Source organism: Marinilactibacillus piezotolerans, assembly GCF_900114235.1.
In the GTDB taxonomy this organism is placed as follows: domain Bacteria; phylum Bacillota; class Bacilli; order Lactobacillales; family Carnobacteriaceae_A; genus Marinilactibacillus; species Marinilactibacillus piezotolerans.
The window spans coordinates 26057-45175 of record NZ_FOSJ01000003.1; the positions used below are offsets into that span (position 1 = coordinate 26057).

Consider the following 19119-nt stretch of genomic DNA (forward strand, 5'->3'; position numbering starts at 1 on the left):
TTATAATCGCACTATCAATTCACTTTTCTTTATTTAATTCTTATTTAAGCTTAACTCTAATATCGATTTCTGTCCATGCAAAATATGCGGACTATGGCTTATACCAAGTAGTCTCACTGCTTTTCAACTGCATGTCCTCCAAACTGATTTCTTAAAGAGGCAACAACTTTTCCACTAAAAGAATTGCTTTCTAAAGAGCGATTTCTCATCATCAAAGATAAAGCAATAACAGGCGCAGCAGTCTCTAATTCCAATGCTGTTTCTACTGTCCATTTTCCTTCTCCGGAAGCATGAACGATTCCTCTAATTTTATCTAATTTAGGATCTTCAGAAAAAGCAGACTCCATAAGTTCCATCAACCAAGACCGTATAACCGAACCATTATTCCAGACTCGCGCTACTTTTTCGTGATCAAAATCATACGTACTCTTTTCCAGAATATCGAACCCTTCGCTCATTGCTTGCATCATCCCATATTCTACTCCATTATGAACCATCTTCAAGAAATGACCACTTCCAGATTCACCTGTATACAAATATCCATTTTCTACAGAAATGTCTTTGAAAATAGGTTCTATCTGATCGAATACTTCTTTATCTCCACCAATCATGGTACAAGCCCCTTCTCTTGCTCCTTCCATTCCCCCACTTGTACCAACATCAATATAAGATATACCTTTATTTTTTAAATCATGATATCGTTTAACAGTATCTTTATAGTTACTGTTTCCACCGTCTATCAGAATATCTTCTTCAGATAGATACGGTTTCAAATCAACTATCAATTTTTCGGTAATTTCTCCTGCAGGAACCATCATCCAAATAATTTTTTTGCCATCCAATTGTTTAAATACTTTTTGAATACTCGTTGCACCTTTTGCACCTACTGCTTCAGCTTGCTCAACTAAATTATGATCAATATCAAAAGCTACCACTTCATGTTTGTGGTCTAACAAATTCTGCATTAGATTAAATCCCATTTTTCCAAGTCCTAAAATTGCTAATTTCATTTTAGCTACCTCCTGTAAAATTTTATTTCGTACACTCAGTATATAAAAGAATATTATTTCTTACAAGTGATTTATAGAAAAATATTTTCTTTTGTTTCTTTTCAATCTATAATTAGGGTAATCCCTAACAAAGGAGTTCGTTTAGACGATGGAAAATAAACAAACCTGTAAAATGAGAATTCGATCTATTTATAGAACATTTAGTGAGAAAGAAAAGAAATTAGCTGATTATATTACCGCTTCTCCTGAAAAAATTATTCATGGAACGATTAATCAGATTGCCGATGATACTGGTCTAGCAGATTCTACTGTATTTAGATTTTGTAAACGTCTTGGTTATAAAGGATTTCAAGACATGAAAATTGCTTTAGCCTCTGAACAAGTAAAAGAATTACACGATATTCATGAACATCTATCTTCCGAAGATAATGAAAGAACTGTTTTAAAGAAAGTTTTCCAATCAAATATCAAAACATTGGAAGATACGTTAACAGTTATTGATGAAGATCACTTTAAAGGCGCAGTTAATGCAATGCTAAAAGCAGATAGAATTGAATTATTTGGATTTGGTGGTTCTAACGTTATTGCTCTGGACGGATATCATAAGTTTATCCGAACCGGATTGCCTGTTTCCGCTCAAATCGATGCGCATATGCAGTTAATGTCTGCTTCTCAGATGACTGATTCCAGTGTCGCTGTTCTTATTTCTCATACTGGTCATTCTAAAGATATTCTCGGATTATTAGATACTCTAAAACAAAATAATGTATTCACTATAGGAATCACTAGTTATATGCAATCCCCTTTTAGTCAACAAGTTGATATTCCACTTTACACTTTATCAGAAGAAACAGATTTCCGATCTGAGGCACTAGCTTCAAGAATAGCTCAACTCAGTCTGCTTGATGCTATTTATGTTAATATCATGATGAGATTAGACGAAAAAGGAAAAAAATCTATCACCAAGGTCAGAAATGCTATTCAAAACCGTAGAATTTAACTAGTAAAGGAGCATACATTTGATAGACTTAAGCAAATTAACGGCTGGAAAAAAATTAACTTCTTTAGAAAAAGCGATTCTTCAGTATTTTGTAGCACATATTGATACAGTCCAGGACATGGGCGTACGTGCTGTAGCAAGCGCAACCTACACATCTCCCGCTTCTGTTATAAGATTATCTAAAAAACTAGGCTACGCTGGTTTTACTGATATGTATTATTCATTACTTCCCATGATCAAAAAAGCAGAGAATAATTCAAATACTGAGAACGAAACCATATTAAGTACTGATTTTAAATCATTAATCAAAAATTGTTCTTACGAAAATACCCAACAGTTCATTGATAATGTACTGCTACTAAAACAAAAATATATCTTTATTTATGCTACTGGTTTCTCTCAGATTGCAGCAGAGTATATTTACAAGAAATTATTGGTTCTAGGAAGAAAAGCGATTTTAGCTAGTGGCTCTGATTCAGTGGGTGTGTTTGAAAATAACTTAGATGATATTGGTGCAATGATCGTTGTCTCAAAATCCGGTGAAACTGAACAAGTTTACCGCAAACTGAAAAAAGCTGTCGATGCTGAAATCTACACAGTTGCTTTCACGAAAGAAACGGATAATCGAATCGGATCAATCTCTGATTTAAATATTCAGATTCTAGATGTACATCAACTAGATGATCGCAATATGCTTCCTAATCTCTTTTTCCCCGGGGTTTTACTATCCTTTGAATCCATTGTCGAACAATATTTAACCCAATTAGAATCTTAATCTTTTTTATGCGAAACGTGTTTCTTAATCAAGAAACACGTTTCTACTATTTTAAAACGCTAACATTAGAACCGCTTACACGCTATACTAATTCTAGATCAATCATTCTTATTACGAAAAACGGTTAAAAAGGAATGAAAAATTGAATTGGAGGAAAGAAGATGAAAGATAAGTTAATGAACGGAATGCAGCGTTTTGCAAAAGCGATGTTTATTCCTGTACTAATTCTGCCTATTGCAGGTTTGTTAATTGCAATAGGAAATTTATTTACAAACGCTCGATTGATTGAGTTGCTTCCCTTTTTAGATAATCCGATCACTATGGGATTTGGATCAATCTTATCAGGATCACTCGTTTCTATCTTAACAAACTTAGGACTCATATTCTGTGTGGGTATTGCTGTGGGCTTATCCAACAAGAAAAAAGCAGAAGCTGGCTTTACCGCACTTTTAGGATTCTTGGTATTTATATATGCAATGAATAACTTCCTGTCTTTTAATGAAATGCTCGTAGATCCTGCGTCTCTACAAGGAACAGGTCAATCTATGGTGTTAGGTGTGCAGGTATTAGACATGGGGGTATTTTTAGGAATTATTCTAGGAGTCGTTGTTGCACTTGTTCATAATAAATTTGCTGAAATTGAATTTGATAATGCCTTCCAAATTTATGGTGGTTCTCGTTTTGTATTTATCGTATTGATCCCAATCGTTGTCATCTTCGCAATTCTGATGAGTTATATCTGGCCCGTTGTTCAATCTGGAATTGATGCGACCGGATCATTTATTAACCAAACAGGCAACTTTGGCTTATTCTTATACGGCACACTTGAACGTTTACTCATTCCAACTGGTTTACATCACTTGGTGTATACACCTTTCTTATATACTTCTCTGGGTGGTGTTGCGGAAGTCGGTGGTGAAGTCTTTGAAGGAGCTCGTAACATCTACTTTGCTGAAATAGCAGACCCATCTGGTGGTCTATTAAACCAAAGTGTTATCTGGGATGCTCGAGGAATTTCAAAAATGTTTGGTTTACTCGGTGCCTGCTTAGCAATGTACCATACAGCTAAACCAGAAAACAAAGCAAGAGCAAAAGCTATTTTAATTCCAGCGGTCTTTACTTCATTTGTTGCAGGCGTTACTGAACCAATCGAGTTTTCATTTATGTTTATTGCCCCTGTACTATTCGTCATTCACTCCGTATTTAGTGGTTTTAGTATGGTCGTCTTAAATTTACTAAATGTTCGTGCAATTGGTCCAAATGGTTTTATAGATTTCTTACTGTACAACGTTCCTTTAGGTTTTGAACGGACAAGGTGGCCAATCTTTATTTTAGTCGGGATAGCCTTCTTCATCATTTACTATCTTACATTTAGATTTTTAATCACAAAATTCAAATTTAAAACAATTGGTCGAGAAGATTCTGTTCAAGATACAAAATTATATTCTAAAAAAGATTATCAAGCTGCTAAATCTGGCCAACTGGTTGAAACAGTTACTGGAGACAGAGAAGCTGAAACAGGCTCTGCGCCCGTTATTGTACAAGCTTTAGGAGGACCGGAAAATATTGATACCATTACAAACTGTTATACTCGTTTGCGCTTAACCTTAAAAGATCCTGCATTAGTCGATGAACAGACTTTACGGACAGATACCGGCGCTAGCGGCGTCATCGTAAAAGATCAGAACGTACAGGTCGTCTACGGACTGCAGGTTAATAGCGTACGGAGATCAGTGGAAAAATATCTTGGTCGAGATCCAGAAGAATAATTTAAATAAGAAGGGAAAGAATTAAATGAATAAGAAATTTTCAGTTGTTATCGCAGGTGGAGGAAGTACCTTCACTCCAGGAATCGTTCGTATGTTATTAGAAAATTTAGATCGTTTCCCCTTACGTACTTTAAAACTTTATGACAATGATGAGGAAAGACAAGGTATCTTAGGAGAAGCACTAGCTATTTTAATGAAAGAACAGGCTCCAGAAATCGACTTTTCATACACCACAGATCCAGAAGAAGCTTTCACGGATGTAGACTTCTGTATGGCTCATATTAGAGTCGGAAAATATGCTATGCGTGAGCAAGATGAAAAAATCCCATTGAATCACGGTGTCATTGGACAAGAAACTTGTGGACCTGGTGGAATTGCTTATGGTCTAAGAAGTATTGGTGGTATGATCGAATTAATCGATTATATGGAAAAATATTCTCCAGAATGCTGGATGCTGAACTATTCCAATCCGGCCGCAATCGTCGCAGAGGCTTGTCGCGTACTCCGTCCAGACTCAAAAGTCTTGAATATCTGCGATATGCCGGTAGGAACACTCAGAAGAATGTCTCAAATCGTCGGGAAGACACCTGACGAATTAGAAGTCCGTTACTTTGGTTTGAACCATTTTGGCTGGTGGACAAGTATCAAAGACAAAGAAGGTCATGAATATCTTGATCAGATTCGTGAGTATGTAGCAGAAAATGGTTACCTTACAACGGTCGAAGTGGAAACACAGCACACAGATCCAAGCTGGCAGCAGACACATAAAAAGGCAAAAGATCTGTTAGCTGTCAATCCAAGATATCTACCGAATACGTATCTCAAATATTATCTCTATCCAGATGATGAAGTCAGTCACTCAGACTGCTCCTATACTCGTGCCAATGAAGTCATGAATGGTCGAGAAAAAGAAGTGTTTGATGCTGCTCGTACAATTACAGAAAAAGGAACAGCAGCCGGTGATGAATTCCACATCGACAGTCACGCTTCCTTTATCGTTGACTTAGCTCGTGCCATTGCTTTTAATACTCACGAAAGAATGCTCATGATCGTCGAGAATAACGGAGCCATTGCGAACTTTCCAGATGATGCCATGGTAGAAGTGCCTTGTATTGTAGGAAACGACGGACCAGAACCACTTGCTCAAGGTAAGATTCCAGATTTTGAAAAAACCTTGATGTACCAGCAAGTCATGGTTGAGAAAATGGTTGTAGAAGCTTACGTTGAAGGAAGCTACCAGAAACTATGGCAAGCTCTCACACTTTCTAAAACCATTCCAAGTGCCGGCGTTGCTAAAAACTTGCTTGATGATCTGATCGAAGCAAATAAAGATTTCTGGCCAGAGTTAAACTAACTCATTTCTTAGTATATGTCTAAATAAACAACCACTCCCCTAGAAAATCGGGGAGTGGTTATTTTTAATAATACAATAATTTTTTTCCATAGAAAGAGCTTATCAATAATGTAAATACTACGAATACTGAACAAACTCCTATGAAATCATTAAACTTTAGTTTATGACTATATAAAAACTACACTTACTCTCTTAGAAAATTACTCTGCTGACTGTTCCAAGTAGTTAGCTAAGTGATCTTGGACTAAATCAGCATCCGCTTCTAACTCATTTCCAGTGTCTACTAAAGGTGATACTGGAGTGAATGCTTTATTTTTCTGCCCGTCATAAGATTGAATGAAATCGTCTTGATTGATTGAGTACAGAATCGCTTTACGCAAATCTTCACTCTGAGCAGTTTTGCTTTCTTCATTTGTCGTATTGATAATCAAATATTCTACAGCGTTACTTGGACCAGTTTGTAGTTCAAGAGAATCTTCACCTTCAACTACCTCATATTGAGTTTCTTCCAATCCATAAAGCAAGTGCACTTCTCCACTTCTCAAAGCAGACAATGCGCTATCCATATCTCCAATAAAGCGAACTGTTACATTTTCAATTTGGGCAGCATTTTCAGAATCTGGCATATAAGCAGGGTTCTTCTGGAAAGTTGCTTCGTAATCGTTTTTAGCAATCATGATATAAGGACCACTGGCATATAAGTGATTGTCGTAAGTGTCCCCTTCTGTTACTGCACGTTGATCACCATAAGGAATATCTGTATTAATATCAAAATTCTCAATATCATATGTGTTGACACTCTCAACTTGTTCTTTTGAAACAATTCCAGCAGATTGATGTGCCAAGTAATTTAAGACTTGCGGAAATGGCTCGGTAGTGGTTAGTTTGACTACCTGATAGTTTCCTGCACTACTGTCAGATTGCGTTTTATCTGTCACTAAACTATTGATAGGAGTATCTAATCCAGCTTCCAGTGCTTCTTTTATACTTGTATTTTCACCAGCGACTGTTGCCTCTTCCAATTCGCTCATATCTTCTACAACCGTTACATCATCAATATATTCATGCAAACTATACGTTCTATGGTCTGGGACTGATTCAGGATCACTAGCACGTTCTAGAGAGAATTCAACATCATCTGCTCCAACTCGCTCCCCTGTGTCTACAGCTTGACCATCTTCTACACTTGCAAAATTAATATCATCACGCAAAATAAAATAGTAATCAGAATTACCTTCAGCAATAGCATGATTGTAACTCAATGAAGCTTCAGAAGTTACAGTATCATCTTCTGTCAAGTTTACCAAACGCACATACATATTCGTATTCAATTGATTGATAGATCCGTCGTTTCCTTTGATTGGATCTAAAGATGTTAAATCAGATTCCGTCTGAGTCAGAATTAAAGGCTCTGAGGAATTGAGCGAAGTATCATTAAACTGAACAGTATCCCAAGCAAAAGCTCGTGATTTATAAAGATTAACTGTATCCGGATTAATTAATTCCTTATTAAATGCTTGTGCTTTTAATGAGTTATAAAGACCGACGGCATAAGCATTTTCTGTAACGATGACATTTTCCATTTCACTATACGTATCAACATATTCTGATTCGTTCTCCGTAGCTGCTTGATTGATCAGTTCGTCTACTTCTGAGTCAGGAGCAATAACTCGGCTATCTCCATCACTCGTGAATAATGAACGAACTGCATAATCCGGATTCCCTGTTACAGTGGTCCAGCTCGCAACAGAAATATCAAAGTTTCCTGCATCTCTTTGAGCTCTATAGCTGGCATAATCAGGTTGCTGGTTAACGTTGACTTCAAAACCATTTCTAGTCAACTGGTCACGTAAAATATTCAAGTCTTTTTCGTCCGCAGCAGCACCTAACAAATCGATTTGTACTGCTTCTTGATCACTGTTTGAATTGCCTGTTGCAGCTTCATCTTCTGTAGTTACATCACAAGCAGATAAAGCCAGTGTTCCAAGCAATACAGCTGTACTTATTAATTTCTTTTTCATACATTTTTCCTCTTTTCCTTTTGATTTTATTTTATTTAAGTCTATTAAACTTTTTAAACATTAAGATAACCTTGGATCTGTTGCATCTCTTAAACCATCACCCAAAAAGTTAAATGATAAAACTAATGCAATGATCGCTAATCCTGGATAAATAGCTAAGTGAGGCTCCGTTTCCAGATATTCACTACCAGTCCGCAGTATATTCCCCCATTCTGGAATATAATTTTCTACTCCTAGTCCAAGGTAACTCAGACTACTCGTCGCGATAATCGCTGATCCAATGGTTAACGTTGCTCTAACAATCATCGGTGCCAGAGAATTGGGAATAACATGTTTACGAATGATATTCGTATGATTGTTTCCAATTGCTCTTGACGCCTCTACATATTCCAGATTCGTTACCTGGATTACGTTTGCTCGCATTGTCCGAGCATAACTTGGGATATACCCGACACTTAAAGCAATAATTAAATTTGTAGTAGAAGCTCCAAAAGCTGCGACAATTGTTATAGCTAACAGAATTCCTGGAATAGCGTATAAGATGTCTAAAAATCGCATAATTAAATTATCTGTATGTCGACCATAATATCCAGAAACAGCACCGAGCGCCCCTCCAAATATCAGCGGAATAACCGTTGCCAGTACTCCAACAGTCAATGATATCCGTGCTCCAAACACAATTCTAGAAAACACATCTCGACCAAAATTGTCTGTTCCAAAAGGGTAAGTCAGACTTGGTGGTTGTAGAATACTGCTATAATCATTTGTCACTGCAAACCCATAATTAAAAGTCCAATAACTACAAATAGAAATAGCAACAAGAAATACGATAAATAGCATACCTATCATAGAAGCTTGATTTCGTATGATTTTTTCACGGATACCCTTCCGTCGAGTCATTGTTGTTTCGTTATCTGTCTTTTGGATCATTGAAATTATTACAAAAAGCACAAAAAGATTCCCAACTAAAACAGTTGCTGCAAAAAATAGAAGAAAAACTTTTTTTACTATACCAGACATTGCTGCAAATCTATTGTACCCGACTAACACAACAATATGAAAAATAAGAATAAAAAGCAGTAAAAACATAAACGGTATAAAAGTATTGGTTACATAAGCTTTAAATAAGTTTAATGCAGATACTCCAATTACCAGAAAATCTGTCAATACCATATATACAGAATAAATATAACCAGTGCTTACTTTATTTTTCAATAAATATAAAGACGAAAGCACTATAAATAAGTTTCCCGCTAACAAGGAGATTAATAATACTCCAGCCAACTGCCGGCTTGTTGAGTTAATGACAAGTGATTTATTACTATCTTTTCTGATTTTAAGTACTAATAATGCCTGAACAGCAGTTACCAATCCATTGATACCTGCCAGAATCAAAATAAACGGACGAATAGCAAATGGGCTGAAATCAAAAGATGCAAAGCCGATAATCAGCGTATATAACAGTGAAAGCCCCATAGAAAACTCCGCTTGCTTATAAACCAGCGTATCTTTATAAGATTTCAAAGAACTTTTCCCTCCCTTCTAGTATCTTTTAAGATTGGTCCGAATTCTCGGATCAATAAAGGCATAGAGCATATCAATAAACACATTTACAACTGATAACACAATGGCTATATAAATGACACCACCTAGAACACTTGGTATGTCAGGAATAAATTGACGTTCTACAATATAATTCCCGATCCCATTGATATTGAAGACTTGTTCAGTTACAGCTGCGCCTCCAAGTACTCCTCCGAATTGAAGACCTATGATCGTTACAATTGGAATTAATGCATTTGGTACCGCATGTCTCAACATTACTCTTCTATTCGATAATCCTTTTGAGCGAGCTGTTAGAATATAATCTTCATTAACTACTTCTAGAGTAGATGAACGCGTCATTCTTGCTACTGAAGCCATCAGCAATGTACCAAGTACCACTGCCGGCATAATCAGCGAAGCAAAGTTATCTGCATTATAAGTTGCCGGCAACCATCCCAGTTCAATTGAAAATCCTAATATGAAAATAAGGCCTTGCCAGAAACTTGGAATGGATAACCCAATTAATGCAATAAACATAAAAACATGATCAAACATCGTATTAGCTTTCACTGCCGAATATATTCCAGCAGGCAATGCCACTATAAGAGCAATTATTAAAGCAAATACTGAAAGTTCCAACGTAACTGGGAATCGTCGCATAATGGTCGAAACAACTGCCTGATTGCCCGAATAGGCATTCCCTAAATCAAAAGTGAAAACACCTTTAATCGTTCTCCATAATTGAACAATATATGGATCATCTAGTCCGTACATCGCACGAAAATTATCAACCTGGGCTTGCGTAGCGGTCTCTCCAATAATATTTCTGGCCGGGTCAGAGGGAGAAAAATATAATAAAGTAAAGACGATGATCGTTACTCCCAATATGACAAAGAGCATCATGAGCAACCGTTCAAATAAATACTTCATAAATGGAAAGGAATGTATGACCAGCAATACATACATAGGAAATCCTAGAACTGCTGATAAGACAAAATATTTTGGATTTAAAATAAAGGCAAGTGATTGTCCTAAAAAGGTTACTTTTTCTCTATTAGATTGTTCATAGATTTCCTGCGCTTTTTCATTTACAGCTTGCTGGAATTGAGTAGAAAATAATCTTTCAACATTTTTATTCGTTTCTTTCTCATTTAATAGTTTATTGAAAAAAGCTTGTTTATTTTCTTCTTGCTTTTTCAATTTTGCTTTTAATTTCTGATCATATCCAATTTGTATTAAAGCTTCCTTTGCTTCGCTGTTAATTTTTCCATTTTGCTTTTTGACATATTTCTTGTATAGAAAGACTATAAGAATAAGCAGCTGAAAAGGAAGACCAAAAATCAGCAAACCTATACGGTAATAAGGGCTCAAAAATGCTTTTCCGTATTGTCGAGAAACCATTTGAAAGAAATTCTGATCTTGTTTGATAATCGTTTCAACTTTCATTTCCATACCTCCATTCTCTTTATTAAGAATGTATTTTTCATTTGCATCATACGTACAAAAAAAGCCCTTAAACACAGATACATCTGTATTCAAGGGCAAAATAATCAATTCCACGGTTCCACCTTAAAAAATGTACAGTTTCAACCTTGTTAAACCTCCGGCTGTACTATACACTATCTTAACTACAGTACTCAGACGCATCTGTCTGTAATACTGCGCCGCTGTAACGGGCATACCCGGCATCATCTAATCTTCCAAGAAAATTCAACGATACGACTCCAAGACGCACTTCCAGATATCACTCTTTATCCCTTCTCAGCAAACAGGGACTCTCTATAAAATCGCAATGATCTGTACTCTTCTTTTCATTGTCTTTTAACTTATTTTTTAAAAGTAGTCTTAATTGAAGATAAATATACCAAATATAAAAAGTACAGTCAAGGCTAAACATTTAATTTTTAGGATAGATTTTTGATTGACTTTATCACTGTAACTTTCTGCAAAATGATATTTTTTTCTATCTCGATTGACAAACATGCTATAATCAAATTATTCTAGACAAATTTGAGGAGCGGAACTATGGAAAAATTACTGGATGTCCAGAAGTTATCTATTATATTTGAACAAGGCGACTCTTCAAATGAAGTTGCAACAGATATTCATTTTGAAGTATCAAAAGGCGAGACTTTAGGGATTGTTGGAGAATCAGGAAGTGGAAAAAGTGTCACTGCACGTTCTATTATGCGTCTTCTTCCTCCCAATGCCCAAAATAATGAAAACAGTAAAATTGTATTTATGGGTAAAGATTTAACTCAGTTAAGTGAAAAAGAAATGCGGAAAATCCGTGGTAAAGATATTGGAATGATTTTTCAAGATCCAATGACCTCACTCAATCCCACTATGCGAATAGGAGATCAAATCACCGAAAGCATACAGTTTCATCAGAAACTACGTAAAAAAGCTGCAAAAGAAGAAGCACTTAATATAATGGAATTGGTTGGTATCAAAGATATTGAGTTTCGTTACAAGCAATACCCTCATGAATTTTCAGGTGGTATGCGCCAGCGAATGATGATTGCTATCGCCTTAGCATGTAATCCTGCTCTTTTGATTGCGGATGAACCAACTACAGCGTTGGATGTTACGATTCAAGCTCAAATTTTGGATCTATTAAAAGACATTCAAAAGAAATTTGGAACCTCCATTATTTTAATTACCCATGACTTTGGAGTAGTGGCTAATATGTGTGACCGTGTTATTGTTATGAAAGATGGCGAGATTGTGGAAAGCGGCACAACCAAGAATATATTTGACCATCCAAAACATACCTATACCAAAAAACTATTAGAGGCTGTGCCAAACCTTCAAAATGAACAGAAAGCATTCTCAAATGTAAACAGATCTAAAAAGCCTTTACTCTCTATCAGAAACCTTCAGAAACATTTTGATTTAGGAAAAGGTTCAGTTTTAAAAGCTGTTGATGGTGTTTCTTTTGACATATATGAAAAAGAAACATTAGGATTGGTTGGTGAATCTGGTTCTGGAAAATCTACTACTGGTCGTACGATACTGCGACTTCATGAAGCAACAAGTGGAGAGGTTCTTTATGAAGGATTCAACTTAAATAATTTAACAGCTAGCGAAATGAAAGATATGCGAAAACATATGCAGATTATTTTTCAAGATCCCTACGCTTCACTTGATCCACGAATGAAAGTTGTCGATATCATTGGAGAAGCACTTGATGTTCATAAACTGGCTGAAAACAAACAGGATCGCTTTAATAAAGTGATCGATTTGCTTGAACTAGTCGGCTTAGATCCATCCTTTGCCATGAGGTATCCTCATGAGTTCTCTGGAGGACAGCGCCAACGGATTGGAATAGCACGGGCACTAGCTGTAAATCCGAAGTTTATCGTCTGTGACGAGCCTTTATCTTCTCTAGATGCATCTATCCAATCGCAAATTGTGGAACTGCTAGAAGATTTACAAAAAAAATTAGGATTAACGTATATGTTTATTGCACATGACTTATCTATGGTGAAACGTATCAGTGACAGAGTAGCTGTGATGTATAATGGAAATATAGTAGAGCTAGCAAAATCAGAGGAGCTTTTTGCTAACCCTCTTCACCCTTATACAAAAAAACTTTTATCTGCTATACCGGTTCCAGATCCAACTTATGAAGCTACTCGTAAAAAACAGAAAAGTGATGAAGAAACACTTTCATTCGATTTATCTGCATCTGTTTTTCAAGAAGTTTCTCCTGAACATTGGGTAGCTCTTCCAAAAGTATAGTCTCTAGCTATTGAACGATTATTGCGTATTTCCCAGCATATTTTTATCCCAAAAATTATAAGTCTTATAAAAAGACTATTAAAAGATCTATCATTAATCAGAAAACAGAAAAAGGATGAACACTCTTGATTAAGTGTTCATCCTTTTTCAATATATATACTATTCATCTTCCAGTAAAGCCAGAAATTCTCTCGTGCGTGCTTCTTTTGGATTAGTCAGTACTTTTTCAGCTGGTCCTTCTTCAAGAATATAGCCTGCATCCATAAATAAAGCTCTATTAGCTATACGTCTGGCAAAGTTCATTTCATGTGTGACAATCACCATGGTTTGTCCCTCTTTAGCCAGTTCTTCAATCACTTTCAACACTTCTCGCACTAGCTGCGGGTCTAAAGCTGAAGTAGGTTCATCGAATAATAATACTTCTGGATGCATCATCAATGAGCGGGCAATAGCAGCTCTTTGCTGTTGTCCTCCTGACAATGCATCAGGATATTTATCTTTATGTTCAAGGAGGCCGACTTTTTCGAGTATTTCATTTGCCTCGACAAGCACTTCTTTTTTATTTCTCTTTTGTACAGTAATTGGAGCTTCAATAATGTTGTCCATCAATGTTTTATGTGGAAACAGATTGAAACTTTGAAATACCATACCTGAGTACTGGCGAATTTCTTTTATGTCTTCTTTAGTAAGTTTTTGTTTTCCAAATTCTACCTTTTTGTCTCCGATTTTCAGTGTACCTTCACTGGGTTCCTCTAGTAAATTCAAGCATCTCAGCAAAGTTGTTTTCCCTGAACCTGAAGCGCCAACTAAACAGACTACTTCACCTTTATTTACACTGAAATTGATAGATTCTAAAACGACTTGATCTCCAAATTTCTTTTTCAAGTTTTCTACTGTAATCATAGTCAGGATGCTCCTTTATCCTTTTGCTAAATAGCGGTTATAACGAACTTCAAGTCTACTTTGAATTGCACCAATCACAATACTGACTAGCCAATAAATAATTGCAACCGTTATATACATTGTCATACTATCATATGTTCTTCCTGCTATTAATCGACCACTATATAATAATTCCTGTACAGTAATAACAGAAGCAAGCGAGGTTCCTTTTAATACATCCATAAAAATATTAAAAGTAGGCGGAACCGCGATACGTGTCGCCTGAGGAATGATGATTCTTCTTAATGTTTGAAAGTAACTCATTTGAAGCGTTTCAGCTGCTTCCCACTGTCCTTTAGGCACAGATGATATCGCAGAACGCACAACTTCAGCAAGGTAGGCAGCAAAGTTGAAACTTACTCCCACAATTGCTGCAACGATTGAGCTTTCAAATTCTATTCCTATTACTGGAAGTCCATAATAAAGAATAAATACAAAAACAAGTAATGGTGTACCACGCATAAAGGAAATATAAAACTTAGCAGGTAATCTAAAAATAGCAAGTTTAGACATACGTGCAATCCCAACTATAATTCCTATAATAAGGGCAAAAACCATACTGAATCCTGCTATAATCATTGTTACACGTAAACCTTCTAACAAGAATGGTATAGATTCAATTGCAAGATCAAAATCATACAAATATTCCCATCTTATTTCAGAAAAAAACTCAAACATATTAAACTCCTTTCTTTCTATATACTAGAAAAGAACATACAAGAAGCTTGTAATGGCTTCTTGTATGTTACGATTTTTTTGTATTTAACTTACTCTGCGTCTAAACTGACAACTTCAGATTGATCAACTGGTTGAGTTGAGTCCGCACCTAAAAATTCTATCGACAATTCTGAAACTCTTCCTTCATCTTTCAAAACAGCTAATGCTTCACTTAACTTATCGCGTAATTCAGTATTCCCTTTTAATACTGCTAAAGCACTTTCTGAAGAATGATATTTTATATCTTCATCTACCATTAAACCATCATCACCAAATTCTTCTACATTTCTTTGCAATACTAACCGGTCATTTAAATAAGCATCTTGGTTTCCATTAAGAATGTCTCGCATGATTGTATCTACACCAGCGTCATATGCTGTTGTTTCCCCACCAATGTTTTCTGCAAAGGTAGCATAGTTACTTGTTAGAGAACCCAGTCCTATTTTTACACCTTCTAAATCATAAGCAGATTCGAACTTTCCATCATCTTCTGTACGAATAATGGCTGAACCGTAAGAATATTTGTGAGAATCCACAAAATCAAAAATCTCTTTACGCTCTTCTGTAATTGCAAAGTCATTTGCGGCTACGTCAATTTGTCCATTACGCAATGCTGGAAGTAATCCGTCAAACTGCATCGTTTCGAATTCCACTTCTACTCCTAATTCTTCTCCAAGTTCACGTACTAACTCTACCTCAAATCCTGTTAGTTCATTCTCGTCATTCAAGAAAGTAATCGGCGCATATGTTCCAGATGTTCCTACAGTCAATACGCCTTCTTCTTCAATTGATGACCATGAGATATCTTCTGTGGTTTCTTCTGATGCATTTTCAGCTTCTTCATTGTTGTCACTTGTTGTACAAGCAGTCAGTAATAGCCCTGCCGTTAATAATGTAGTTAAGCTTATTGTTTTATTAATCATTTAAAAATCTCCTTATGCACTTTTTCAATATTCTTACAATAAAATAATTATTTTGAAAAAATCATCATTTTTTTATACACAGGAGCTAATATAGCATGTTTTTTTGTTTATGTCACGAATTCTACCTTACTTTTTGTTAGTTTTTAATCAACTTATAACTATTTCACTTGATATAATGTATCCTAAAAACACTTTTTTATTCTATTTTTTCTACTTCATACACTCTTGCTTCATAAGGTTGTAACTTTAAAATAGTCCCGGATTGTTCTTTTTCAGAATAATTAGACAGTAATTTTTCACCTAACTTCCATTCATCAGGTAAATTAAATGTTGTTTCTTCTGCAAATAAATTAACCATTATCAAAAATTGTTTGCTCTGATCTTCTCTTATATAAGCAAAAACTTGCGGATGCTGTGCTTCTAATAACGTATAAGTTCCATATATAAGTGTTTCTTCTTTTTTTCTTAATTGAATCATTGAACGATAATAGTGATAGATAGAATCCGGGTCTTCCCTGGATTCCTCAACATTGATTTCTCTATAATTAGGATTCACTTTCATCCAAGGTTCGTTATCTGAAAAGCCAGCATATGCTGCATCACTCCATTGCATCGGTGTACGTGAATTATCACGACCACTAGACCAGATATAAGTCATGACTTCTTCATATGCTCTGCCTTTAGCCACCTCACCTTGGTAATAATTTCTAGATGCAACATCACGGTAGTCGTCTATAGTTTCATACTTCACATTCGTCATCCCAATTTCTTGCCCCTGATAAATAAATGGGGTTCCCTGCATGAAGAAATAAACAGTTGCCAATGCTTTGGCAGATTTTTTTCGGTAAGTTGTATCGTTTCCCCATACCGAAACAACTCTTGCTAAATCATGATTCTCAATAAATAAAGCATTCCACCCTTTCGCATCCAACGCATTCTGCCATCTGGACAGAGTAGTTTTCAGTCGGCTTAAATCTAACCCCGTTCCCTTAGATCCCCAAAGATCAACATGCTCAAACTGAAAAATCATATTAAAATAGCCTGTATCTTCATTAGCCCAGTCTTCTGCATCTTCAACTGTCACCCCATTTGCTTCACCGACTGTCAGCGCATCAAACTTATTGATCGTATTTTCTACAAATTCATTTAGAAATTGATCAATTCCTTTCTGATTGAGATGACCATCAAATGATTCTACAAATGCTTCTCCTTTTGGATTAGGTAAATCAGGTAAGCCTTCTTTCTTTTTAATGTGTGAGATTGCATCAATTCTAAAACCGTCGATTCCTTTATCTAACCACCAGTTGACCATATCATATAGCCTGTCTCTTACTTTTTTATTCTCCCAATTTAAATCTGGTTGTTTTTTAGAAAAAATATGCAAGTAATATTCATTTGTATCTGAATCATGTTCCCATGCTGAACCGCCGAATATAGAGGCCCAGTTATTAGGAGGAAGCTCCTTGTCAGCTCCTTCTTTCCAGATATAAAAATCTCTATATTCATTGTCTTTAGAAGATTTAGACTCAATAAACCACTCATGTTCGTCAGAGGTATGATTGATGACCAGGTCCATGATCAACTTCATTCCCCGTTTATGAACGGCTGACAGTAATTCTTCAAAATCTTCCATGGTTCCAAAGTCAGACAAAATAGCTTTGTAGTCGCTAATATCATATCCATTATCATCATTAGGAGACTGATAAATTGGACAAACCCAAATAATATCAATCCCAAGTTCTTGTAAATAATCTAATTTTTCAATAATTCCTTGTATATCCCCTATACCATCTCCATTTGAATCTTTAAAACTTCTTGGATAAATTTCATATGCAACGGCTTCTTTCCACCACTTTCGTTTCTCCTTTTATCCACACCAAATGTAAGTGCATTCATTTTAATTATTGCTAAATACTTTAATTTATTTTACCTAATATTCATATGAATAAACAACAAGGACCCTTCATTATCGAAAAGGATCCTTATATAATAATTTTACTATTATTAAGTTTTACTGATAATAATATTTTAACTCGCTAATCATATCACTAAGCAATGCTTCTTGATAGGCCGGTTTTTTCCTATCTCTCATTTCATCTTTTAGGCAAGCAAAAATATCCAATGCAAATTGATTTAGTTTTTTCATATCATTTTGATTAATCACTTCTTCGTCAGAACGTGCATTAAGATAAGAAGGGATATCCATTTTCCATGGTTGAGAATTCTCTGGATATCGCATCAATATTCGCTCAGCTCTTCTGATCCCGTCTGGTGTGATATCGCCAGCATACTTAATATTACATTCTTCTTCTACTAATCTATCGAGTAACTCTAATGTAGCTAAGTTAAATTCTCCATGTGTACAAATCATAGGTACATTTGGAACTTCATCTAGAATACTGGAAAAAACGACAGGATTCTCAACAATCCATACCGTCTGATCTTCATTAGCAGGGTAAGCTGTTACGATATTGATCAGTTCCCGCATGGGTACATTCATTACACTGTGTGAATGTGCCGCAGATTCCCACATCGGATGATAACCTTCAATCGTCTCTGCATAAACATTAACGACTGTTGCATAATTAGTTATATCATCTCTTAAAATATTAAATTTCAGGAGCAGGCGATTGATCGCTTCATTGCTTTCAGGTAATTTAACGGGTTCAATTGCATGAAACCTTGTATCTTCAGCAAAAACATGCAGCAGAAGTTTACCTAATGTCGTATGTCGATCAAAAGCATGGGTTTCTCCTACGACAATTTGACTGAATAGAGACAATCGAAGTGGCCTATCAGGTAGCAGCCTTACTGCTTCTGAAAGGTGTAATACATAATCTTCAAAAATAGTTGGCGATTCAGAGACCAACTGATAGATCCACTGACTATCAGATGTTCCTCTTTTCAGATACTGAAACCATCCTGTTAGCAATGCATACTCTTTTTCTAAATATTCAAAGAAATTTTTCATATCTTGATGTGGATAAATAGATTCTTCACTATCAATTTTTAATATATTATGAAAATAAGCTGTTAGGAAATCAGAAAGTGACATATCTAAACCGAAAGTCGTCTGCAGTTTTTCCTCAAACTCACTCAATTCAATAAATTTATTTTCAGCAAAAATAGAAGGATCCATTTCTAAAAATGTTACTACAGGATTTAACTCTTCATCTGTAAACTCAGATACATCTATACGGTCACTTTGTTTTTTAGAAAAATCAAAATTATTTTTAAATAATAGAAATAAGTGAAAAAAAAAATTATTTTCTTTAAAATAATATAGTGCCTTTTCAATTGGGGTACGATTTTTCATTAG

13 protein-coding genes, 1 pseudogene and 1 other annotated feature are annotated in these 19119 nt (G+C 35.6%); of the genes and pseudogenes, 5 read left to right on the forward strand and 9 right to left on the reverse strand.

The window, feature by feature from the left end; genetic code table 11:
- Positions 1-113: 113 nt before the first annotated feature.
- On the reverse strand, positions 114-1010 hold the full coding sequence (gnd, locus tag BM212_RS01500) for a phosphogluconate dehydrogenase (NAD(+)-dependent, decarboxylating) (protein ID WP_091895632.1): 897 nt from the start codon (positions 1008-1010) through the stop codon (positions 114-116).
- A gap of 148 nt (positions 1011-1158) precedes the next feature.
- Here gnd and BM212_RS01505 point away from each other — a divergent pair, with 148 nt between their 5' ends.
- The 4 genes from BM212_RS01505 to BM212_RS01520 all read left to right on the forward strand — a co-directional run bounded on the left by BM212_RS01505 (position 1159) and on the right by BM212_RS01520 (position 5908).
- Positions 1159-2010, forward strand: coding sequence for a MurR/RpiR family transcriptional regulator (locus BM212_RS01505; protein ID WP_091895634.1), 852 nt, complete (start codon positions 1159-1161; stop codon positions 2008-2010).
- Between the two features lie 19 nt (positions 2011-2029).
- Positions 2030-2785, forward strand: coding sequence for a MurR/RpiR family transcriptional regulator (locus tag BM212_RS01510; protein ID WP_091895637.1), 756 nt, complete (start codon positions 2030-2032; stop codon positions 2783-2785).
- Between the two features lie 161 nt (positions 2786-2946).
- On the forward strand, positions 2947-4554 hold the full coding sequence (locus BM212_RS01515; RefSeq protein WP_091895640.1) for a PTS transporter subunit EIIC: 1608 nt from the start codon (positions 2947-2949) through the stop codon (positions 4552-4554).
- Positions 4555-4579: 25 nt separating this feature from the next.
- Positions 4580-5908 (forward strand): 6-phospho-alpha-glucosidase, encoded by a 1329-nt coding sequence (locus tag BM212_RS01520; protein WP_091895644.1) that lies wholly within the window; start codon positions 4580-4582, stop codon positions 5906-5908.
- Positions 5909-6108: 200 nt separating this feature from the next.
- Here BM212_RS01520 and BM212_RS01525 read toward each other — a convergent pair whose 3' ends face one another.
- From BM212_RS01525 to BM212_RS01535, 3 genes are all read right to left on the reverse strand, one after another.
- Positions 6109-7929 (reverse strand): ABC transporter substrate-binding protein, encoded by a 1821-nt coding sequence (locus BM212_RS01525; RefSeq protein WP_091895647.1) that lies wholly within the window; start codon positions 7927-7929, stop codon positions 6109-6111.
- A 60-nt stretch (positions 7930-7989) separates the two neighbouring features.
- Positions 7990-9453, reverse strand: a complete 1464-nt coding sequence (locus BM212_RS01530; RefSeq protein ID WP_072693864.1) for an ABC transporter permease — start codon at positions 9451-9453, stop codon at positions 7990-7992.
- A gap of 18 nt (positions 9454-9471) precedes the next feature.
- Positions 9472-11034 (reverse strand): ABC transporter permease, encoded by a 1563-nt coding sequence (locus BM212_RS01535; RefSeq protein WP_218149674.1) that lies wholly within the window; start codon positions 11032-11034, stop codon positions 9472-9474.
- Positions 11009-11298, reverse strand: a binding site (T-box leader). It overlaps the preceding gene by 26 nt.
- Positions 11299-11499: 201 nt before the next feature.
- Here BM212_RS01535 and BM212_RS12980 point away from each other — a divergent pair.
- The gene (locus BM212_RS12980) at positions 11500-13218 is read left to right on the forward strand and encodes an ABC transporter ATP-binding protein (protein ID WP_091895650.1); all 1719 of its coding nucleotides are present in this window, start codon (positions 11500-11502) and stop codon (positions 13216-13218) included.
- A 159-nt stretch (positions 13219-13377) separates the two neighbouring features.
- Here the strand turns inward: BM212_RS12980 and BM212_RS01545 are convergent, their stop codons facing one another.
- The 5 genes and pseudogenes from BM212_RS01545 to BM212_RS01565 form a co-directional block, all read right to left on the reverse strand.
- On the reverse strand, positions 13378-14121 hold the full coding sequence (locus tag BM212_RS01545) for an amino acid ABC transporter ATP-binding protein (protein WP_072693861.1): 744 nt from the start codon (positions 14119-14121) through the stop codon (positions 13378-13380).
- Between the two features lie 15 nt (positions 14122-14136).
- The gene (locus tag BM212_RS01550; RefSeq protein WP_072693860.1) at positions 14137-14838 is read right to left on the reverse strand and encodes an amino acid ABC transporter permease; all 702 of its coding nucleotides are present in this window, start codon (positions 14836-14838) and stop codon (positions 14137-14139) included.
- 89 nt (positions 14839-14927) lie between these two features.
- On the reverse strand, positions 14928-15800 hold the full coding sequence (locus BM212_RS01555; RefSeq protein ID WP_198033986.1) for a transporter substrate-binding domain-containing protein: 873 nt from the start codon (positions 15798-15800) through the stop codon (positions 14928-14930).
- 196 nt (positions 15801-15996) lie between these two features.
- A pseudogene (locus BM212_RS01560) lies at positions 15997-17664 on the reverse strand (glycoside hydrolase family 13 protein); the annotation flags it as partial.
- Positions 17665-17811: 147 nt separating this feature from the next.
- Positions 17812-19116 (reverse strand): DUF2399 domain-containing protein, encoded by a 1305-nt coding sequence (locus tag BM212_RS01565; protein WP_072693854.1) that lies wholly within the window; start codon positions 19114-19116, stop codon positions 17812-17814.
- Positions 19117-19119: the final 3 nt, after the last annotated feature.

Excerpts from the sequence above, each read along its gene's own strand:
- gnd (WP_091895632.1), bottom strand. The coding sequence starts at position 1,010 with ATGAAATTAGCAATTTTAGGACTTGGAAAAATGGGATTTAATCTAATG.
- BM212_RS01505 (WP_091895634.1), top strand. The coding sequence starts at position 1,159 with ATGGAAAATAAACAAACCTGTAAAATGAGAATTCGATCTATTTATAGA.
- BM212_RS01515 (WP_091895640.1), top strand. The coding sequence starts at position 2,947 with ATGAAAGATAAGTTAATGAACGGAATGCAGCGTTTTGCAAAAGCGATG.
- BM212_RS01520 (WP_091895644.1), top strand. The coding sequence starts at position 4,580 with ATGAATAAGAAATTTTCAGTTGTTATCGCAGGTGGAGGAAGTACCTTC.
- BM212_RS01525 (WP_091895647.1), bottom strand. The coding sequence starts at position 7,929 with ATGAAAAAGAAATTAATAAGTACAGCTGTATTGCTTGGAACACTGGCT.
- BM212_RS12980 (WP_091895650.1), top strand. The coding sequence starts at position 11,500 with ATGGAAAAATTACTGGATGTCCAGAAGTTATCTATTATATTTGAACAA.
- BM212_RS01545 (WP_072693861.1), bottom strand. The coding sequence starts at position 14,121 with ATGATTACAGTAGAAAACTTGAAAAAGAAATTTGGAGATCAAGTCGTT.
- BM212_RS01550 (WP_072693860.1), bottom strand. The coding sequence starts at position 14,838 with ATGTTTGAGTTTTTTTCTGAAATAAGATGGGAATATTTGTATGATTTT.
- BM212_RS01555 (WP_198033986.1), bottom strand. The coding sequence starts at position 15,800 with ATGATTAATAAAACAATAAGCTTAACTACATTATTAACGGCAGGGCTA.
- BM212_RS01565 (WP_072693854.1), bottom strand. The coding sequence starts at position 19,116 with ATGAAAAATCGTACCCCAATTGAAAAGGCACTATATTATTTTAAAGAA.